Annotated in this window: 18 protein-coding genes; 9 read left to right on the forward strand and 9 right to left on the reverse strand. The window is 66.9% G+C overall.

Annotation, left to right across the window (positions count from 1 at the left end):
* Nucleotides 1-37: 37 nt before the first annotated feature.
* Nucleotides 38-1,669: a sensor histidine kinase gene (locus VHO04_RS18370; protein WP_414713140.1), complete on the reverse strand. Its 1,632-nt coding sequence runs from the start codon at nt 1,667-1,669 to the stop codon at nt 38-40.
* The gene (locus VHO04_RS18375; protein ID WP_329629655.1) at nt 1,635-2,345 is read right to left on the reverse strand and encodes a response regulator transcription factor; all 711 of its coding nucleotides are present in this window, start codon (nt 2,343-2,345) and stop codon (nt 1,635-1,637) included. Before VHO04_RS18375 ends, VHO04_RS18370 begins: the two co-directional genes overlap by 35 nt.
* Before the next feature lie 246 nt (nt 2,346-2,591).
* Here VHO04_RS18375 and VHO04_RS18380 point away from each other — a divergent pair, with 246 nt between their 5' ends.
* Both VHO04_RS18380 and VHO04_RS18385 read left to right on the forward strand, forming a co-directional pair.
* Nucleotides 2,592-4,193 (forward strand): phosphoenolpyruvate carboxykinase, encoded by a 1,602-nt coding sequence (locus VHO04_RS18380; RefSeq protein ID WP_329629656.1) that lies wholly within the window; start codon nt 2,592-2,594, stop codon nt 4,191-4,193.
* A 49-nt stretch (nt 4,194-4,242) separates the two neighbouring features.
* A complete protein-coding gene (locus VHO04_RS18385; protein WP_329629657.1) occupies nt 4,243-4,704 on the forward strand; it encodes a hypothetical protein in 462 nt (153 codons plus the stop codon).
* Here VHO04_RS18385 and VHO04_RS18390 read toward each other — a convergent pair.
* The 3 genes from VHO04_RS18390 to VHO04_RS18400 all read right to left on the reverse strand — a co-directional run bounded on the left by VHO04_RS18390 (nt 4,701) and on the right by VHO04_RS18400 (nt 7,996).
* Nucleotides 4,701-5,633 carry a DUF2268 domain-containing putative Zn-dependent protease gene (locus VHO04_RS18390; protein ID WP_329629658.1) on the reverse strand — a complete coding sequence of 311 codons (933 nt, stop codon included), beginning with the start codon at nt 5,631-5,633 and terminating at the stop codon, nt 4,701-4,703. The genes VHO04_RS18385 and VHO04_RS18390 overlap by 4 nt on opposite strands.
* Nucleotides 5,630-7,456, reverse strand: a complete 1,827-nt coding sequence (locus VHO04_RS18395) for a DUF885 domain-containing protein (protein WP_329629659.1) — start codon at nt 7,454-7,456, stop codon at nt 5,630-5,632. The genes VHO04_RS18390 and VHO04_RS18395 overlap by 4 nt, the downstream gene beginning before the upstream one ends.
* 144 nt (nt 7,457-7,600) lie before the next feature.
* Nucleotides 7,601-7,996 (reverse strand): DUF3597 domain-containing protein, encoded by a 396-nt coding sequence (locus VHO04_RS18400; protein WP_329629660.1) that lies wholly within the window; start codon nt 7,994-7,996, stop codon nt 7,601-7,603.
* Between the two features lie 173 nt (nt 7,997-8,169).
* On the opposite strand from VHO04_RS18400, the gene VHO04_RS18405 reads away from it, so the two are divergent.
* A complete protein-coding gene (locus VHO04_RS18405) occupies nt 8,170-8,781 on the forward strand; it encodes a DUF937 domain-containing protein (protein WP_329629661.1) in 612 nt (203 codons plus the stop codon).
* A gap of 137 nt (nt 8,782-8,918) precedes the next feature.
* Here the strand turns inward: VHO04_RS18405 and VHO04_RS18410 are convergent, their stop codons facing one another.
* The 3 genes from VHO04_RS18410 to rplU form a co-directional block, all read right to left on the reverse strand.
* A complete protein-coding gene (locus VHO04_RS18410) occupies nt 8,919-9,515 on the reverse strand; it encodes a GNAT family N-acetyltransferase (RefSeq protein WP_329629662.1) in 597 nt (198 codons plus the stop codon).
* Between the two features lie 247 nt (nt 9,516-9,762).
* Nucleotides 9,763-10,032 (reverse strand): 50S ribosomal protein L27, encoded by a 270-nt coding sequence (gene rpmA / locus VHO04_RS18415; protein WP_257547606.1) that lies wholly within the window; start codon nt 10,030-10,032, stop codon nt 9,763-9,765.
* Nucleotides 10,033-10,079: 47 nt separating this feature from the next.
* Entirely contained in the window at nt 10,080-10,589 is a 510-nt protein-coding gene (rplU, locus tag VHO04_RS18420; RefSeq protein WP_329629663.1) for a 50S ribosomal protein L21, read from the reverse strand.
* 326 nt (nt 10,590-10,915) lie between these two features.
* On the opposite strand from rplU, the gene VHO04_RS18425 reads away from it, so the two are divergent.
* The gene (locus VHO04_RS18425) at nt 10,916-11,431 is read left to right on the forward strand and encodes a hypothetical protein (protein WP_329629664.1); all 516 of its coding nucleotides are present in this window, start codon (nt 10,916-10,918) and stop codon (nt 11,429-11,431) included.
* A 144-nt stretch (nt 11,432-11,575) separates the two neighbouring features.
* Here the strand turns inward: VHO04_RS18425 and pspF are convergent, their stop codons facing one another.
* The gene (gene pspF, locus VHO04_RS18430) at nt 11,576-12,604 is read right to left on the reverse strand and encodes a phage shock protein operon transcriptional activator (RefSeq protein WP_329629665.1); all 1,029 of its coding nucleotides are present in this window, start codon (nt 12,602-12,604) and stop codon (nt 11,576-11,578) included.
* Between the two features lie 176 nt (nt 12,605-12,780).
* Between pspF and VHO04_RS18435 the strand changes: the two genes are divergently transcribed.
* From VHO04_RS18435 to VHO04_RS18455, 5 genes are all read left to right on the forward strand, one after another.
* Nucleotides 12,781-12,921 (forward strand): hypothetical protein, encoded by a 141-nt coding sequence (locus tag VHO04_RS18435; protein ID WP_257547615.1) that lies wholly within the window; start codon nt 12,781-12,783, stop codon nt 12,919-12,921.
* A gap of 86 nt (nt 12,922-13,007) precedes the next feature.
* Nucleotides 13,008-13,670, forward strand: coding sequence for a phage shock protein PspA (gene pspA / locus VHO04_RS18440; RefSeq protein WP_329629666.1), 663 nt, complete (start codon nt 13,008-13,010; stop codon nt 13,668-13,670).
* Nucleotides 13,671-13,682: 12 nt separating this feature from the next.
* Entirely contained in the window at nt 13,683-13,964 is a 282-nt protein-coding gene (pspB, locus tag VHO04_RS18445) for an envelope stress response membrane protein PspB (protein ID WP_297664509.1), read from the forward strand.
* 1 nt (nt 13,965) lies between these two features.
* Nucleotides 13,966-14,346, forward strand: coding sequence for an envelope stress response membrane protein PspC (gene pspC, locus VHO04_RS18450; RefSeq protein ID WP_054731198.1), 381 nt, complete (start codon nt 13,966-13,968; stop codon nt 14,344-14,346).
* A gap of 35 nt (nt 14,347-14,381) precedes the next feature.
* Nucleotides 14,382-14,681 (forward strand): hypothetical protein, encoded by a 300-nt coding sequence (locus tag VHO04_RS18455; protein WP_329629667.1) that lies wholly within the window; start codon nt 14,382-14,384, stop codon nt 14,679-14,681.

The raw sequence follows: 14,681 nt of genomic DNA on the forward strand, positions 1-14,681 counted from the left end.
GGGCTGCAAGGCGATAGACGGTTTTGGAAGGAAAGGCTCAGCCCTCCGTTTCATGCCCCTCGCGTGCGGGCAAGGTGATGAGCAGGCTCGCGCCGCGCTGGCCGTCGTCGCGGTCGCGGGCGGAGATCGTTCCCGCGTGCCCCTCGATGATCGTCCGCGCGATCGCGAGGCCGAGGCCGCTGTGGCGGCCGAACGCCTCGCCATCGGGGCGCTCGCTGTGGAAGCGGCGGAAGATCGCCTCGCGCTGCGCGGGATCGATGCCGGGGCCGTCGTCGTCGACGCGGATATGCACTTCGTCGCCCAGCCGCGTCGCGGCGATGCAGACGAGGCCGCCCTCGGGCGAGAAGCTGATCGCATTGTCGATGACATTGTCGATCGCGCGTTCGAGCCGGTGCCCGTCGCCCATCACCTGCGTCGTCCCCTTGCGCGGCCGGGCGAAGGCGATGCGCGGGGTCGGCACGCCCGGTTTGATGCGCGCGGCGCGGCCCGCGAGCATCGATTCGATCATCAGCCCGATATCGATCGGCTCGAACAGGGTGCGCGACAGTTGCGCGTCGATCCGGCTCGCGTCGCTGATGTCGGTGACCAGGCGGTCGAGCCGCCGCACATCCTCGTCGGCGATGGCGAGCAATTGCGCGCGCTGTTCGTCGGTCGTGCCGCGCCCCAGCCCCTCAATCGCCGAACGCACCGAAGCGATCGGATTCTTGAGTTCGTGCGTCACGTCGGCGGCGAAATGCTCGCCCGCGTCGATGCGTTCGCGGAGCGCCTGCGTCATGTCGGACAGCGCGCGGGCGAGGGTGCCGATCTCGTCGCGGCGGCTCGGTAGGCGCGGGACGACGACCTCGCGCGCGCGGCCGAGGCGCACGCGCACCGCGGCGCGCGCCAGCTTGCGCAAGGGCCGGACAATCGTGCGCGCGAGAAAGAGCGACAGCAGGATCGAGGCGATCAGTACCATGGCCACGACGACCGCGAGGCGGAAGCGCTCGGCGCGCACCGTCTTGGTGATGTCGCGCGCGTTGAGCGTCATCAGCATCACCTCGGGCGTGTCGAGGTCGACGATGCGCGTCGCGCTGAGCAAGGGGGTGCGTTCGGGGGCGTAGCGGAAGCGGCTCGCCGCCGCGCCGGTCTTCATCGCCTCGACGACCTCGGGCCAGGCGCTGCCGCGGTCGATCCGCGGTTCCTCGAAATCGGGGTAGGCGGGGGCGCCGACGATCCAGTCGATGCCGCGGTCCATCGCGCGCGCGGCGTCGCGCTTCCATGGCTGAAGCTCGGGATCGCGCAGCGTATAGGTCGGCGGAGCGTGCGCGAAGCTGTCGTCGATCTTGCGCCCGTCCGCGTCGTAGAAGCGCAGGCGCGACTCGGTCGCGCGGGTGAATTCGCCGATCAGGTGCCGGCGCTGGTCGGGCCGCGCCGCCTCGAGCGCTTCGTCGAGCTGCGCGAGCTGGTCGCCCATAACGTCCATGCGCGTATCGACCAGGCGGCTGCGATAGGTATCGAGATAGAAGAAGCCGCCGCCGAACAGGACGATGGCGAGGATATTGACCGCGAGGATACGCGTCGTCAGCGACCAGCGCGCCGACCAGACGAGCGGGGCCTCCTCCTGCTCGGCGATGCTCCCTTCGGGCCTTTTGGAGTCAGCCGTCATCGGAGAAGCGGTATCCGGCGCCATAGAGAGTCGCGATCGCGTCGAAATCGGGATCGACTTCGCGGAACTTGCGCCTCAGGCGCTTGATGTGGCTGTCGATCGTGCGGTCGTCGATATAGACATCGTCCTGATAGGCCGCGTCCATCAGCTGGTTGCGGCTGCGCACGATGCCGGGGCGGCTCGCAAGCGTTTCGAGGATCAGGAATTCGGTGACGGTCAGCGTGACGTCCTTGCCGTCCCAGCTCACCTTGTGGCGCGCCGGGTCCATGCGCAGGCGGCCGCGCGTGATCGGTTCGGCGACGGGCTCGTCATCCTCGCTCGGGGCCGCGCGATTGAGCTCGACGCGGCGCAGGATCGCGCGGATGCGCGCGATGACCAGACGCTGCGAGAAGGGCTTGGCGATATAATCGTCGGCGCCCATCGCCAGACCGAGCGCCTCGTCGATCTCGTCGTCCTTGCTGGTCAGGAAAATCACCGGAAGCTGGCTCTTCTCGCGGAGGCGGCGCAGCAGTTCGAGCCCGTCCATGCGCGGCATCTTGACGTCGAACACGGCCAGGTCGGGGGGATTGTCGATCAGCGGCTTCAGCGCCGCCTCGCCGTCCGAATAGACGCGCGTGACGAACCCCTCGGCTTGCAGCGCGATCGACAGGGATTGCAGGATGTTGCGGTCGTCGTCGACCAGCGCGATGGTTGCCGTCATGCTCTTTCCAGTGGGCGGACCCCGGCGGTCCAACTAGCCGATCTGCCGCCCAGCGACAACCGCGCACGGCTGGCCTGCGATTCATCCTTTAATCTTTTGACCTGTCTTCGCATCGTCGCTAACGCGATCGGGATTTCGGAATCGGCGCTCCCGTCGGCACCCATGGAAATGCGGGCCTGCCCATTAGCACGCTAAGCATTGCATAGGTATGCAACGATGCCGCCGGACAATGGAGAGGCAAAGGCGATGACCAAGATTGCGATCGGCACCGACACCGTCGAGACGAAGGTGGATGTCGCCGAAAACTGGGACACGGCGCGGCTGGTGGAGGATGCGCTCCGCCATGGCGAAGGCCTGCTCGCCAAGGATGGCCCGCTCGTCGTCGAAACCGGCAAGCACACCGGGCGCAGCGCCAAGGACAAGTTCATCGTCCAGGACGACGAGACGCGCGATACCATCTGGTGGGGCAAGACCAACGTCGCGATGACCCCCGATCATTTCGCGGCGCTGAAGGCCGATTTCCTCGCGCATCTCGCGGGCCGCGAGCGCCTCTATCGCCAGCAGCTCTTCGGCGGCTCGCAGCCCGAGCATCGCGTCCAGGTTCAGGTCGTCACCGAACTCGCCTGGCACAGCCAGTTCATCCGCACGCTGCTGGTGCGCCCGACCGCCGCCGAACTGGCGACGTTCGCGGCCGAATATACGATCATCGACCTGCCGAGCTTCCGCGCCGACCCCGCGAAGCATGGCACGCGCACCGAAACCGTCGTCGCGGTCAATTTCGCCGAGAAGCTCGTGCTGATCGGCGGCACCGCCTACGCCGGCGAGATGAAGAAGTCGGTGTTCGGCATTCTCAACTATCTGCTGCCCGTCGACGGCGTGATGCCGATGCACTGTTCGGCGAACATCGGGCCAAAGGGCGACACCGCGGTCTTCTTCGGCCTGTCGGGCACCGGCAAGACGACGTTGTCGGCCGACGCCTCGCGCACGCTGATCGGCGACGACGAACATGGCTGGTCGGACACTGCGGTCTTCAACTTCGAGGGCGGCTGCTACGCCAAGATGATCCGCCTGTCCGAAGAGGCCGAGCCCGAAATTTATGCGACCACCCGCCGTTTCGGCACGGTGCTCGAAAATGTCGTGATCGACCCCGCGACGCGCACCCTCGACCTCGACGACAACAGCCTCGCCGAAAACACCCGCGGCGCCTATCCGATCGACTTCATTCCGAACGCGTCGGAAGCGAATATGGGGCCGGTGCCGCGCACGGTGATCATGCTGACCGCCGATGCGTTTGGCGTGCTGCCCCCGATCGCCAAGCTGACCCCCGATCAGGCGATGTATCACTTCCTGTCGGGTTATACGGCAAAGGTCGCGGGGACCGAGATCGGCGTGACCGAGCCCGAGGCGACCTTCTCGACCTGCTTCGGCGCGCCGTTCATGCCGCGCCACCCGTCGGTCTACGGCAATCTCCTGAAAGAGCGCATCGCGAAGGGCGGCGTCCAGTGCTGGCTCGTCAACACCGGCTGGACCGGCGGCATGGCGACGATGGACGGGATCAAGCGGATGCCGATCAAGGCCACGCGCGCTTTGCTCAATGCCGCCCTCGACGGCAGCCTGAACGATGCCGAGTTCCGCAAGGACCCGAATTTCGGCTTCCTCGTTCCGGTCGCGGTGCCGGGCGTCGACACGGCGCTGCTCGACCCGCGCGAAGCATGGGCCGACAAGGCGGCCTATGACCGCACCGCCGAGGCACTGGTGCAGCAATTCATCGACAATTTCGCGCAGTTTGCGGACCATGTCGACGAAGGCGTCCGGCAGGCCGCGCCGCAGGCGCCCGTCGCCGCATAATTCGCCCGGATATCTTCCGGGTGGCCGTCACCCGGAAGGACCGGACACAATGACCACCGAATATTCCCCGCGCCTGTTCGGGCGTGACGCCGATGTCCGCGCGATCGGCGAAGGCCTGCTCGCCTGCGCCCTGCCGCGCGAAGCGTGGACGCACGAGGCGCATCTGGGCGCGTGCCTGTGGCTGCTCGTCGAGCGGTCCGACATCGATGTCGATGCCGAGATCGGGGGCCTCATCCGCCGCTTCAACGAAAGCGTCGGCGGCGTGAACGACGATACGCAGGGCTATCACGACAGCATCACCCGCGCCTATGTCGCGGGGGTGCGGCTGTTCCTGTCGGAGACCGTCGAGACGGGGCTCGCGGCGCGCGTCAATGCGCTGTTGCTCTCGCCGATGGGCGCGCGCGACTGGCCGCTGCGCTTCTACAGCCGCGACCTGCTGTTCTCGGTCGCGGCGCGGCGGGGATTCGTCGAAGCCGACCTTGCTCCGCTACCGGACTTCGATCGGCCCTAGGGCTTGATGCCCGGCGCCCAGCCGCTTGCCGCCAGAAAGGCGGCGGGGTCGTGCATCTCGATGATCGCCCGTATCGCCGCGGTCTTGTCGGGCGCGCGGTCGTAATAGCTTTTGACGATACGATAACCCGCCCAATAACCGAGGTCGCCCGGCCATCCGTCCGCGCCTTGCTGGTTATAGAGCCAGCGCGAGCCGATCGCCTTTTCGTCCTTCTCGGCAAGGAAAGCCGTCTCCAGCTCCGTCTCGCGCCCCTTCGCCCATTGGTGAAGCAGCGGATAGGCGACCGAGCCGGTCATCTGCTCGGCGATAAATTCGGCCGCGCCCTCGCCCAGTGCGGCGCGCAGCACCGATTCCTCGCGGTCCTCGTCCTGCGCCAGCGGCTGCTGCACATGGACATATTCGTGCGCGATCACATGGACGAAGCGGTCTTCGTCGTCGGCCTCGATGAAGCGGGCTGCGCACAGCGATTCGAGCCCGATATAGACGCCTCTGGCATTGGCGGTGCCGGCGCTCGTCGCGCGGCCGATGGCAATCGTGATCGGCGGGAATTTTGCGGCAGGATAAATTTCAGCGAGGCGGTCGGTCGCCGCGACGAGGCGCGCACGAATGTTGGGGAGCTTCGCTGCGCAGGCGCGGGCGTCCGCAAAGACCTGTGGCTTTGCGCGCAGCGCGGCGGCAAGCTTTTCGGGCGTGATCCGGCGCATCGCCATGAACTCGGAAAGCCCCGGCGATGGGGTGGCGAGATAGCGCGCCGCCAACTGGTCGGGCGCAGCGGCGAGCGCCGGGTCGTCATAGAGCCGAAAGAAGCGATCGACATCGGTCGTGGTGATGTCGACATGCGACGCCGCCGCATTTTCGGCGGCGGCGACCGGCGTGCTGGCGAGGATCAACGCGCCGAACAGCGCGCGGGTGCCGGCATGGTGCATCATCCCTTTGCCCCCGCGATATATTCGTCGACATTCTGCGCCAGCACGTCGAGCGGAACGTTGCCGCCCTTGACCACGATATCATCGAAATCGCGCAGGTCGTATTTCGCGCCCAGCGCCGCCTGCGCACGGCCGCGCTGGCGAACGATCTCGCTATGGCCGACCTTGTAGCCGCACGCCTGGCCGACCCAACTGCAATAGCGGTCGACTTCGCTCGCGACCTCGAGCGGGTTCGATCCGTTCTGGTGCACGAAGAAATCGACCCCCTGTTCGCGCGTCCAGCGCTTGGCATGGATGCCGGTATCGACGACGAGGCGGCAGGCGCGAAAGGCGAGTGACTGGAGATAGCCGAGCCGTCCGACCTCGAAATCGTCGTAGAGGCCGAGTTCGTCGGCAAGCTGTTCGGCATAGAGCGCCCATCCTTCCGAATAGGCGTTGAACGCCAGCATCGTGCGGATCAGCGGCATCTTGTTCGCATATTCGCCCTGCCAGACATGCCCCGGAATCGCTTCGTGCATCGCCAGATCGGGAAGCGAATATTTGCTGTGCAGGTCGGTGGTGCGCAGGTTGAGCCACATCCGGCCGGGGGTGCTGCCATCGATCGAGCCCGCGCCGCCATAGGCCGCGGGCGCGCCGGGTTCCTCGGCCAGCGGCAGGCGCTTCACCTCGACATTGCCCTTGACCAGCGTGCGGAACGCGCGGGGCAATTGCGCGCGGATTTTGCCGAGCCACGTCTGGATATAGGCGACGATCTCGGCGCGGCCCGCGTCGCCCTCCGGGAATTTGAAGCGCGGATCCTTGGCAAGCTCGATCATCCGGGCGCCGACCGAGCCCTTGGTATAGCCCAGCTTCTGGAGGATGGGGGCCATCCGTCCGTGCAGCTCGGCGAGCTGGTCGAGCCCCATCGCATGAACCTCCTCGGGGGTCATGCGCGTCGTCGTCGAGGCGCGCAGCGCCCAGGCGTAGAATGCATCGCCGTGCGGGCGCGCCCACATGCCCGCGTCCATCGTCGCTTTCGGGCGCTGCGCCCTGAGTTCGGCGAGCTGGCGGTCGAGTGCGGCGGTGACCGGACCCTGTACGATCTTCGCCGCGCGCGCCCGCCAGTCCCCGGCGATCTTTTCCTCGCCGGTGCGGCGGGCGAGGCTTTCGACCATCGACCCGCCCGCTTTCGCGTCGGCGAGCGTCGCCTCCATCTGCTTGACCGCCTTGTCGATCAGGAAGCCGGGGGCGATCAGCCCCTGACCGGCGGCGGATTTCAGCCGGTCGGTCTCGCCGTCGAGCACGCCCGGGAAATCGTTGAGGCGCGAGAGATAGGCTTCGGCGTCGGCCGACGTCTTCACCGGATGGTCGCTGTCGAGGAATTTCGGCACGTCGAGATAGGCGCCGACATTCTGGATCACCACATAAGGCGTGTTGCGCCAGCCGCCGACCGCGACGTCGCCATAAGGCTGCGCGAAGCCGTCGAGCGCGACGCTGTAGGCGCTGTCGACGACCGCGAGGCTGGTGCGCGTCGCGTGATCGAGCCCGTCGGTCTTGAGCGCGCGGACGCGCGCGAGGTCAGCCTTCAGCGTGTCGGCGACCGCCGTCATTCCCGCCGCCGAGCGGTCGCCGAGCCGGCCGCGCATCGCGGCGCGCGCGCCGGTGTCGATGCCGAGCGCGGTCGCGCCTTCGGGCGAGAGAGCGAGCAGATTGTCGGCGACCGAATCGAGCAGCTTTGCGGCGTCGCTCTGCGGCGGGGCCTGCAAGGCCGCGGCGGGACCGGCGATGGCGACACCGGCGGCGCCGGCGCCGAGAGTTGCGAGCGACTGACGGCGGCTGAGAGACATGGAAAGCGGATGGTGCACGGACGGACTCCCTCGCGACTTCGTTTCTTGTGAAACCTGTCTAGGGGACACGGCGCGCCGGTCAACGAAAAGGGGGCGGGCGAGCTTCCGCTCGTCCGACCCCCATCGAAAAATATCTGCCGTTTGTCAGTCGGTCAGTTCGGCGGGCACCTTGCCGCCGTTCGCGGCGAGTTCGCGCATCACCGCCTTGTGCAGCCAGATGTTCATCTCGGCGCTGCCGTCGAGCGCGCCGGTATAGCCGAGCTCCTGTGCCAGCGACTTGCGGTTGTCGAGGCTCGAATCGATGCCGAGCAGCTTCATCAGGTCGACGATCGAGGTCCGCCAGTTGAGCGCCTGGCCGGCGTTCGCGGCCTCGGCGGTCAGGATGGCGTCGACATCGACGGGAGCGGCGGCCGCCGCCGCCATGGCGCTCGTCGCGGCGTCGAGCGCGGCGCCGACAGGGCTGGGCGCCGCCGGAGCCGCGGGTTCGGCAGCCTGCGCCTTGCCGAAGATCGCGTCCTTGATCTTGCCGAAAATGCTCATTTCTTTGCTCCCACTAAAATGCGCGGCCATTCCCCTAGGGTGAGTCGCATGGCCGCAGGATGGACTTAGGCAGTTGAAAATGACAGCGAAATGAACGTCTCGTCCTTCGCTCGCCGCCGGACTATGATAACGCCGTCCGGCGCGTTTCGATCCCGCGCCGAAGTGGGAGATTGATGATGAATCTGACCGACATATTGGCGCAGGCCGGCGGCATCGAATCGATGGCGAGCCAGCTCGGCGTATCGCCGACGGTCGCGAAGCAGGGCGCCGAGGCGCTGCTGCCCGCGATCCTCGGCGGTTTCAAGACGCAGGCGCAGAATGCCGGCGGGGTCGAGGGTCTGGGCGGCCTGCTCGGCCAGCTCGGCGGCGGCGGTCTGCTCGACGCGGTGCTCGGGTCGCAGGCGACGCCGGTGCAGGCGGGCAACGACGTACTCGGCCAGATTTTCGGGTCGAAGGACGTCAGCCGCACCGTCGCCGATCATGCCGCGGGGCAGACCGGGCTCGATTCGGGGCTGCTCAAGCAGATGCTGCCGATCCTCGCGATGATGGTCGCGGGCTATATGGCGAAGCAGGGCGGCCAGCAGAGCGGCGGCGGGGGCCTCGGCGACCTGATCGGCGGCGCGCTCGGCGGCGGCGGATCGGGCGGCGGGCTCGGCGGGATGCTGGGCAGCGTTCTCGGCGGCGGCGGCGGAGGCTTGGGTGGCCTCGGCAAGATGCTCGACATGGACGGCGACGGCAATCCGCTCGACGACATCATTGGCATGGCGGGGAAATTGAGGGGGTAGAGCCTCCTTTCCATTCTTCGTCATCCCGGACTTGATCCGGGATCCATTCTTTCGGGCGTCGCGTGAATGGATCCCGGATCAAGTCCGGAATGACGAATGAGGGGACTGTCCACTGTGTTGAGCGGACCCGTCGCTTTTTACGCCGCCATCAGGCGGATGTCTTCGCGGAAATCCTCGTCGCCGCAGATGCGGCCGCGCATGGGGGTGACGGCATTGCTGCCGTCACCATCGCCTTCCTCGAACAGCGCGCACGCCGCCTCGCCGCCGCGCGCGACGCTGTAGCGCTGCGCGACTTTGCCGGTCGGTCGGAACCCCAGCTTGCGCAGCACCGCACCCGACGCGGGATTGTCGACGAAGTGGGCGGCGCCGAGCTTCGGGAGGTTCATCGCGCGCGCGATGCGGACGAGCTGGCGTCCCGCCTCGGTCGCGAAGCCGAGTCCCCAATAGGGCCGCGCAATCCAGTAACCCAGTTCAAGCGCTCCTTCCGGGCTCGGCGAAATGCCGCAGCCGCCGACGAGGCGCGGGGCGCCGCCGGTGCGCGCGAAGATCAGGAAGCGCGGCTGGTCGGGATCGAGGGGAAGGCTCAGGAACGCCTGCGCTTCCTCCTCGCCATAGGGCCAGGGCGCGCGCGACAGGCCCCGCACGACCGCTTCCTCACCGATCGCACGCGCGAGGGCGGGGGCGTCTTCCTGCCAGCCGGGCCGCAGCAACAGTCTTTCGGTACGCGCGAACATATTCTCACTCCCATTTGCCTGTCGCCGTGGCGCCAGATGGTGACGCTTTGACGACATTCGATAGTGAGGGAGATGGATGGCCCTGTTTTCGCGCCAGAAATTCCGAGGACAATTCGGGTGTGGATTTCGGGCAAGAAAAAAGGGAGTCCGGGGCGACCCGTCTCCCTCTTTTCGAACCTTGTTTCCGCTGGGGGCGGAAAGGACAGTTCCGGGTCGTCCCTTGGTGGACGACCCTGAAAGATCGTCCTTATTCGGCGGCTTCCGCCATGGCGTCGACCGACACATATTTGCGGCCGAGCTTGCCGTCGTGGAATCGGACGCGGCCGTCGGTGGTGGCGAACAGGGTGTGATCCTTGCCCATGCCGACATTGACGCCCGGGTACACCTTGGTGCCGCGCTGGCGCACGATGATGTTGCCGCCGATCACTTCCTGACCGCCGAACTTCTTGACGCCAAGGCGCTTGGCTTGCGAGTCGCGACCGTTGCGCGACGAACCGCCTGCTTTCTTATGTGCCATGACCTAAACTCCTATTCTCTTCCGGGGGCCGAGCCGCGTTGCCGCGCTCAGGCTTCCTTCTTGGGGGCCGCCTTCTTGGCAGCGGGCTTCTTTTCAGCGGCGGCTTCGGCCTTGGGCGCGGCTTCCTTCTTGGGAGCAGCAGCCTTCTTCGGCGCGGCTTCCTTCTTGGGAGCTTCCTGGGCGGGAGCAGCCTTGGCTTCGGCGGCCGGAGCGGCCTCGGCCTTCGGAGCGGCTTCCTTCTTCGGCGCGGCCTTCTTGGCGTCGCCGACGGCGAGGATGCGCAGCAGCGTCAGCGACTGGCGGTGGCCGTTGCGGCGGCGATAATTGTGCCGGCGGCGCTTCTTGAAGACGATGACCTTTTCGCCGCGAGTCTGGGCGATGATCTCGGCCGAGACGGCCAGACCCTTCGCATCCTTCACCTCGCCGCCGTCGCCGGCCAGCAGGACGTCGCCCAGCGACACGGTGTCGCCGGCTTCACCCTCGATCTTCTCGACGGCGATCTTGTCTCCGGCGGCAACGCGATACTGCTTTCCGCCCGTGCGCACGATTGCGAACATGGTCTTCCATCCAATCAGAAACTAAAACACCCGCGCCACCGGTCACCCGCCAAGGCAGGCGAATTTTCCAGCAAGCGGGAAAGACCGCGCCACTAGCGTTATGGGCGCAGGCTGTCAACCGCATATTTCCGTGGGTTTTGGCCTTTTTTCTCGCTTCCGCGAGAATCGGCACCAGCCCGCTCCCCCACCCGGCCTCCCATTTCAGGGTACGCTGTTGGGAGGCCGGGTGGGGGAGCGGGCTGGTGCCGCTTCCGGCGCGAGCCGGAGAGTAAAGCTGCCGATTCGGCACTTGCTGCAATGCCTGCGGCCCCATATCAGGAGGCACGATGAAGCGCGCCTCTCTTTTTCCGTCCGCGATCGCCGCCCTTTCGCTGTCCGCCTGCGCGAGCGGGGTGAGTGGTGAGGCGGCGCCATCGCTCGCGCACCGGGCGGTCGAGGGGCGATTCAACGTCGCGCCGCCTTCGGTGGTCGTGACGCCGCCGGGGCCGCTGCCCGCCGACCTTGCGGGCCGTCTCGTGCGCTGGGATTCGGATGCCGCCGCGGCGCAGCAGGCGTTCGCTGCCGAGCGCGGCAATGCCGCGTCGCTCGTCTCCGCCGCCGCCGGCGCGCCGGTCGCGAGCGAGCGCTGGGTCGTCGCGCAGCAGGCGATCTCGCGCCTGATCGCGGCGCGCGCGCCGCTGACCGGCGCGCTCGCCGACATCGACCGCCTCTATCTCGACCGCAGCATCGACGCGGCGGTCGACGGACTTCCCGACATCTATGCGCTGCGCGACCGGCTTGCCGATACGGCGTCGGCGCAGGATGCCGTCATCGAGGCGCTGAGCCGGCAGTTGCCGGAGTAACGATCCTCCCTGTCGCGCAGCGATGGGGAGGTGGCAGCGCGAAGCGCTGACGGAGGGGCCCTTGGCGCAACCGTCGCAGCCCCTCCACCACCGCTTCGCGGCGGTCCCCCTCCCCATCGCTGCGCGACGGGGAGGATCGTTCGCTTACTGATTCAACCCATGCTTCTTGAGCGCATGGCGAATCTGGTCGTAGCTCAGCCCCAGCGCCTCGGCCGCGACTTTCTGATTGTAGCGGCAGCGCGCCATCGTGTCGGCGAGGATCTGCTTCTCATAGCCGTCGACCGCCGCGCGCAGGTCGCTCACCGGCCCCGACGGCACGGCGGGCGCTGCGGCGGCATCGATCATCGCCGACGGGGCGGGGGAGTCCGCCTTGGATTCCGGCTTCCGCACCACCGGCTGCCACGGGCTCGCGAACGGATCGAAGGTCAGCGCGTCGACCGGCCGTTCGGGGTCGGCCCAGCGATAGATGGCACGCTCGATGACGTTGCGCAGTTCGCGGACATTGCCCGGCCAGTCGTGCCCCTCCATCGCCGCGAGCGCGCGCGGGCCGAAGCCGGGCCATTCGTCCCAGCCGAGCACCGCCGCCATGCGTTGCCCGAAGTAAGTGGCGAGCACCTCGATGTCGCCTTCGCGCGCGCGCAGCGGGGGCAGGGTGATGACCTCGAACGACAGCCGGTCGAGCAGGTCGGCGCGGAAGCGGTTCTGCTCGACCAGCGCGGGCAGATGCTCGTTGGTCGCGGCGACGATGCGGACGTCGACGCGGGTCGGGCGCGAGGCGCCGACGCGGGTGATTTCGCCATATTCGACCGCGCGCAGCAGCCGCTCCTGCGCGCCGCTCGACATCGTCGCGAGCTCGTCGAGGAACAGGGTGCCGCCGTCGGCCTCCTCGAAGCGGCCGGCGCGGCTGCGCGTCGCGCCGGTGAAGGCGCCCGCCTCGTGCCCGAACAATTCGGCCTCGATCAGCGTCTCGGGCATCGCGGCGCAGTTCAGGATGACATAGGGCTTGTCCCAGCGCGTCGACAGGCGGTGGAGGCGCTCGGCGATCAGCTCCTTGCCGGTGCCGCGCTCGCCGATGACGAGGACGGGGCGATCGAGCGTCGCCGCCTGGCTCGCGCGTTCGACCGCGTCCTGAAAGGCCGCCGACTGGCCGATGAACTGCGTTTCGCGCTCCATTCCCAATCATTGGCAAAATTTCCCGTTGATTGGCAAGTCAAATCGATGTTCGGGTCGATTTGCGAAGGAAGTTAGGCGCTTTTTCGCCCCTTTCCGCAATTGGCACGCCTTCTGCAAAGTATTCGACGAACCGGCGCAAAACGCTCCGGTGCAGCGAAAAACAGGAAGGTTGACCCATGAAGACGAATTTTGCCCAGGCCGCCACCTTCGCGCTCAGCGCGCTCGGAGCGCTGGCCATCTTCGTCGGCGTGATCGACCAGCCGAAGCTCGGTTACGATGCCGCTGCAGCCACCCCGGCGGTCAGCCAACTGGCCTGACCGACACGCTGGTGCCGGGGCACTCTCCCCCCTTGCCCCGCCCCGGCACCAGTATTTTAGGACCAAGTTCGACAGGAGTTTCACACATGGGTATTTTCTCACGCACCCGCGACATCATCGCCGCCAACGTCACCGATCTGCTCGACCGCGCGGAGGACCCCGAAAAGATGATCCGCCAGATCATCTTCGAGATGAACGAGACGCTCGTCGAAGTCCGCGCTTCCGCCGCGCGCACGATCGCGGATCAGAAGGAAATGCGCCGCCACATCGCCAAGCTCGAAAGCCTGCAGGACAGCTGGAAGGAAAAGGCCGAACTCGCGCTGTCGAAGGACCGCGAGGACCTTGCCACCGCCGCGCTCGTCGAAAAGCAGAAGGCCGGCGACATGGCCGAGAAGCTGAAGGCTGAGATCGCCGTCCTCGACGACGCGCTCCAGGGCTATGAAAACGACATCGCCAAGCTGCAGAAGAAGCTCAGCGAAGCCCGCGCGCGCCAGTCGAGCGTCGTCAACCGCCTCGAAAGCGCCGAAAATCGCTACAAGCTGCGCGAGATGACCAACGGCGACCGCGTCGAGGATGCCTTCTCGCGCTTCGAAATCCTCGAACGCCGCGTCGACGAGGCCGAAGGCCGCGCCGATGCGCTGGGCCTCGGCTACAAGAAGTCGCTCGACGAGGAAATCGCCGAACTGCAGGCCGCCGACAAGGTCGCCGACGAGCTCGCCGCGCTGAAGGCCGCGCAGGGCAAGAAATAAGGAGCCGGACCGATGGAAGAGATCATCATCGTCCCGATCGTCATCGGCACCCTCTTCCTCGGTCTGCCCTGGCTGATCCTCCACTACATCACCAAGTGGAAGCAGGCCAAGACGCTGACCGGAGAGGACGAGCAGCTGCTCGACGAACTATACGACACGGCGCGCCGGCTCGAGAACCGCCTGCACACCGTCGAACGCATCATCAGCGCCGACCATCCCGACTTCCGCCCCTCGGTGCGGAGTGACGAGGAACTGGCGCAGCTTGAAAACAACAGCACGAGCCGGAGGAACTGAGATGTCTGCCAGCCGCACCAAATTCTATCTCGACAAGCAGAACGCCAAATGGAGCGGCGTGTGCGCGGGGATCGCGGACTATAGCGGGATCGACGTCCTGTGGGTGCGCGTCGGCGCGGTCCTGCTCACCCTGATGGGGGGCTTTCCCTGGACGCTGATCGCCTATTGGATGGTCGCCTGGATGGGAACGCCGAAGCCCTTCGCGCTCTATGGCTCGAACGAGGAAGCGAAGTTCTGGCAGGGCGTGCGCTCGAACCCCAGCGCCTCGACCCGCGATATCCGCTCGCGCTTCCGCGACATCGACCGCCGGCTCGCCGACATCGAACTTTACTACACCAGCCATAACCGCCGCCTCGCCGACGAGATCGACGCTCTCCGGTAATCGGGCGCCAACCGGAAGCAACAGGGAGAAAGACTATGAACTTCGGTGGCCCGCTCTTCGTCCTGACCATCGTCGCTCTGTCGATCGGCGGCTGGATGTTTACCACCTGGGTCCGCGCCAAGCACGGCTATCCCGTCGAGAATGAATGGGGCGGCACGGTTCATCGAACCGACGTCGACGCTGATCGAAAAATCGCGCTGTTGACCGATGACAACGCCAGGCTCGCGGGCCAGATCGGCCGGCTGGAGGAGCGCATCGCGGTGCTCGAACGCATCGCGACCGAGAACCACGGACAGGCCGCGCAGCTCGCCGACCAGATCGACCGCCTGCGCTGA

Source organism: Sphingopyxis sp. (assembly GCF_036261875.1).
In the GTDB taxonomy this organism is placed as follows: domain Bacteria; phylum Pseudomonadota; class Alphaproteobacteria; order Sphingomonadales; family Sphingomonadaceae; genus Sphingopyxis.

What these genes read in the sequence shown, in the direction of transcription:
- VHO04_RS18425 (WP_329629664.1), top strand. Translation starts at nt 10,916, where the DNA reads ATGAAGCGCGCCTCTCTTTTTCCGTCCGCGATCGCCGCCCTTTCGCTG.
- VHO04_RS18385 (WP_329629657.1), top strand. Translation starts at nt 4,243, where the DNA reads ATGACCACCGAATATTCCCCGCGCCTGTTCGGGCGTGACGCCGATGTC.
- VHO04_RS18455 (WP_329629667.1), top strand. Translation starts at nt 14,382, where the DNA reads ATGAACTTCGGTGGCCCGCTCTTCGTCCTGACCATCGTCGCTCTGTCG.
- rpmA (WP_257547606.1), bottom strand. Translation starts at nt 10,032, where the DNA reads ATGGCACATAAGAAAGCAGGCGGTTCGTCGCGCAACGGTCGCGACTCG.
- VHO04_RS18380 (WP_329629656.1), top strand. Translation starts at nt 2,592, where the DNA reads ATGACCAAGATTGCGATCGGCACCGACACCGTCGAGACGAAGGTGGAT.
- VHO04_RS18405 (WP_329629661.1), top strand. Translation starts at nt 8,170, where the DNA reads ATGATGAATCTGACCGACATATTGGCGCAGGCCGGCGGCATCGAATCG.
- VHO04_RS18400 (WP_329629660.1), bottom strand. Translation starts at nt 7,996, where the DNA reads ATGAGCATTTTCGGCAAGATCAAGGACGCGATCTTCGGCAAGGCGCAG.
- VHO04_RS18435 (WP_257547615.1), top strand. Translation starts at nt 12,781, where the DNA reads ATGAAGACGAATTTTGCCCAGGCCGCCACCTTCGCGCTCAGCGCGCTC.
- pspA (WP_329629666.1), top strand. Translation starts at nt 13,008, where the DNA reads ATGGGTATTTTCTCACGCACCCGCGACATCATCGCCGCCAACGTCACC.
- pspF (WP_329629665.1), bottom strand. Translation starts at nt 12,604, where the DNA reads ATGGAGCGCGAAACGCAGTTCATCGGCCAGTCGGCGGCCTTTCAGGAC.
- VHO04_RS18370 (WP_414713140.1), bottom strand. Translation starts at nt 1,669, where the DNA reads ATGGCGCCGGATACCGCTTCTCCGATGACGGCTGACTCCAAAAGGCCC.
- pspB (WP_297664509.1), top strand. Translation starts at nt 13,683, where the DNA reads ATGGAAGAGATCATCATCGTCCCGATCGTCATCGGCACCCTCTTCCTC.
- VHO04_RS18410 (WP_329629662.1), bottom strand. Translation starts at nt 9,515, where the DNA reads ATGTTCGCGCGTACCGAAAGACTGTTGCTGCGGCCCGGCTGGCAGGAA.
- VHO04_RS18395 (WP_329629659.1), bottom strand. Translation starts at nt 7,456, where the DNA reads ATGTCTCTCAGCCGCCGTCAGTCGCTCGCAACTCTCGGCGCCGGCGCC.
- rplU (WP_329629663.1), bottom strand. Translation starts at nt 10,589, where the DNA reads ATGTTCGCAATCGTGCGCACGGGCGGAAAGCAGTATCGCGTTGCCGCC.
- pspC (WP_054731198.1), top strand. Translation starts at nt 13,966, where the DNA reads ATGTCTGCCAGCCGCACCAAATTCTATCTCGACAAGCAGAACGCCAAA.
- VHO04_RS18390 (WP_329629658.1), bottom strand. Translation starts at nt 5,633, where the DNA reads ATGATGCACCATGCCGGCACCCGCGCGCTGTTCGGCGCGTTGATCCTC.
- VHO04_RS18375 (WP_329629655.1), bottom strand. Translation starts at nt 2,345, where the DNA reads ATGACGGCAACCATCGCGCTGGTCGACGACGACCGCAACATCCTGCAA.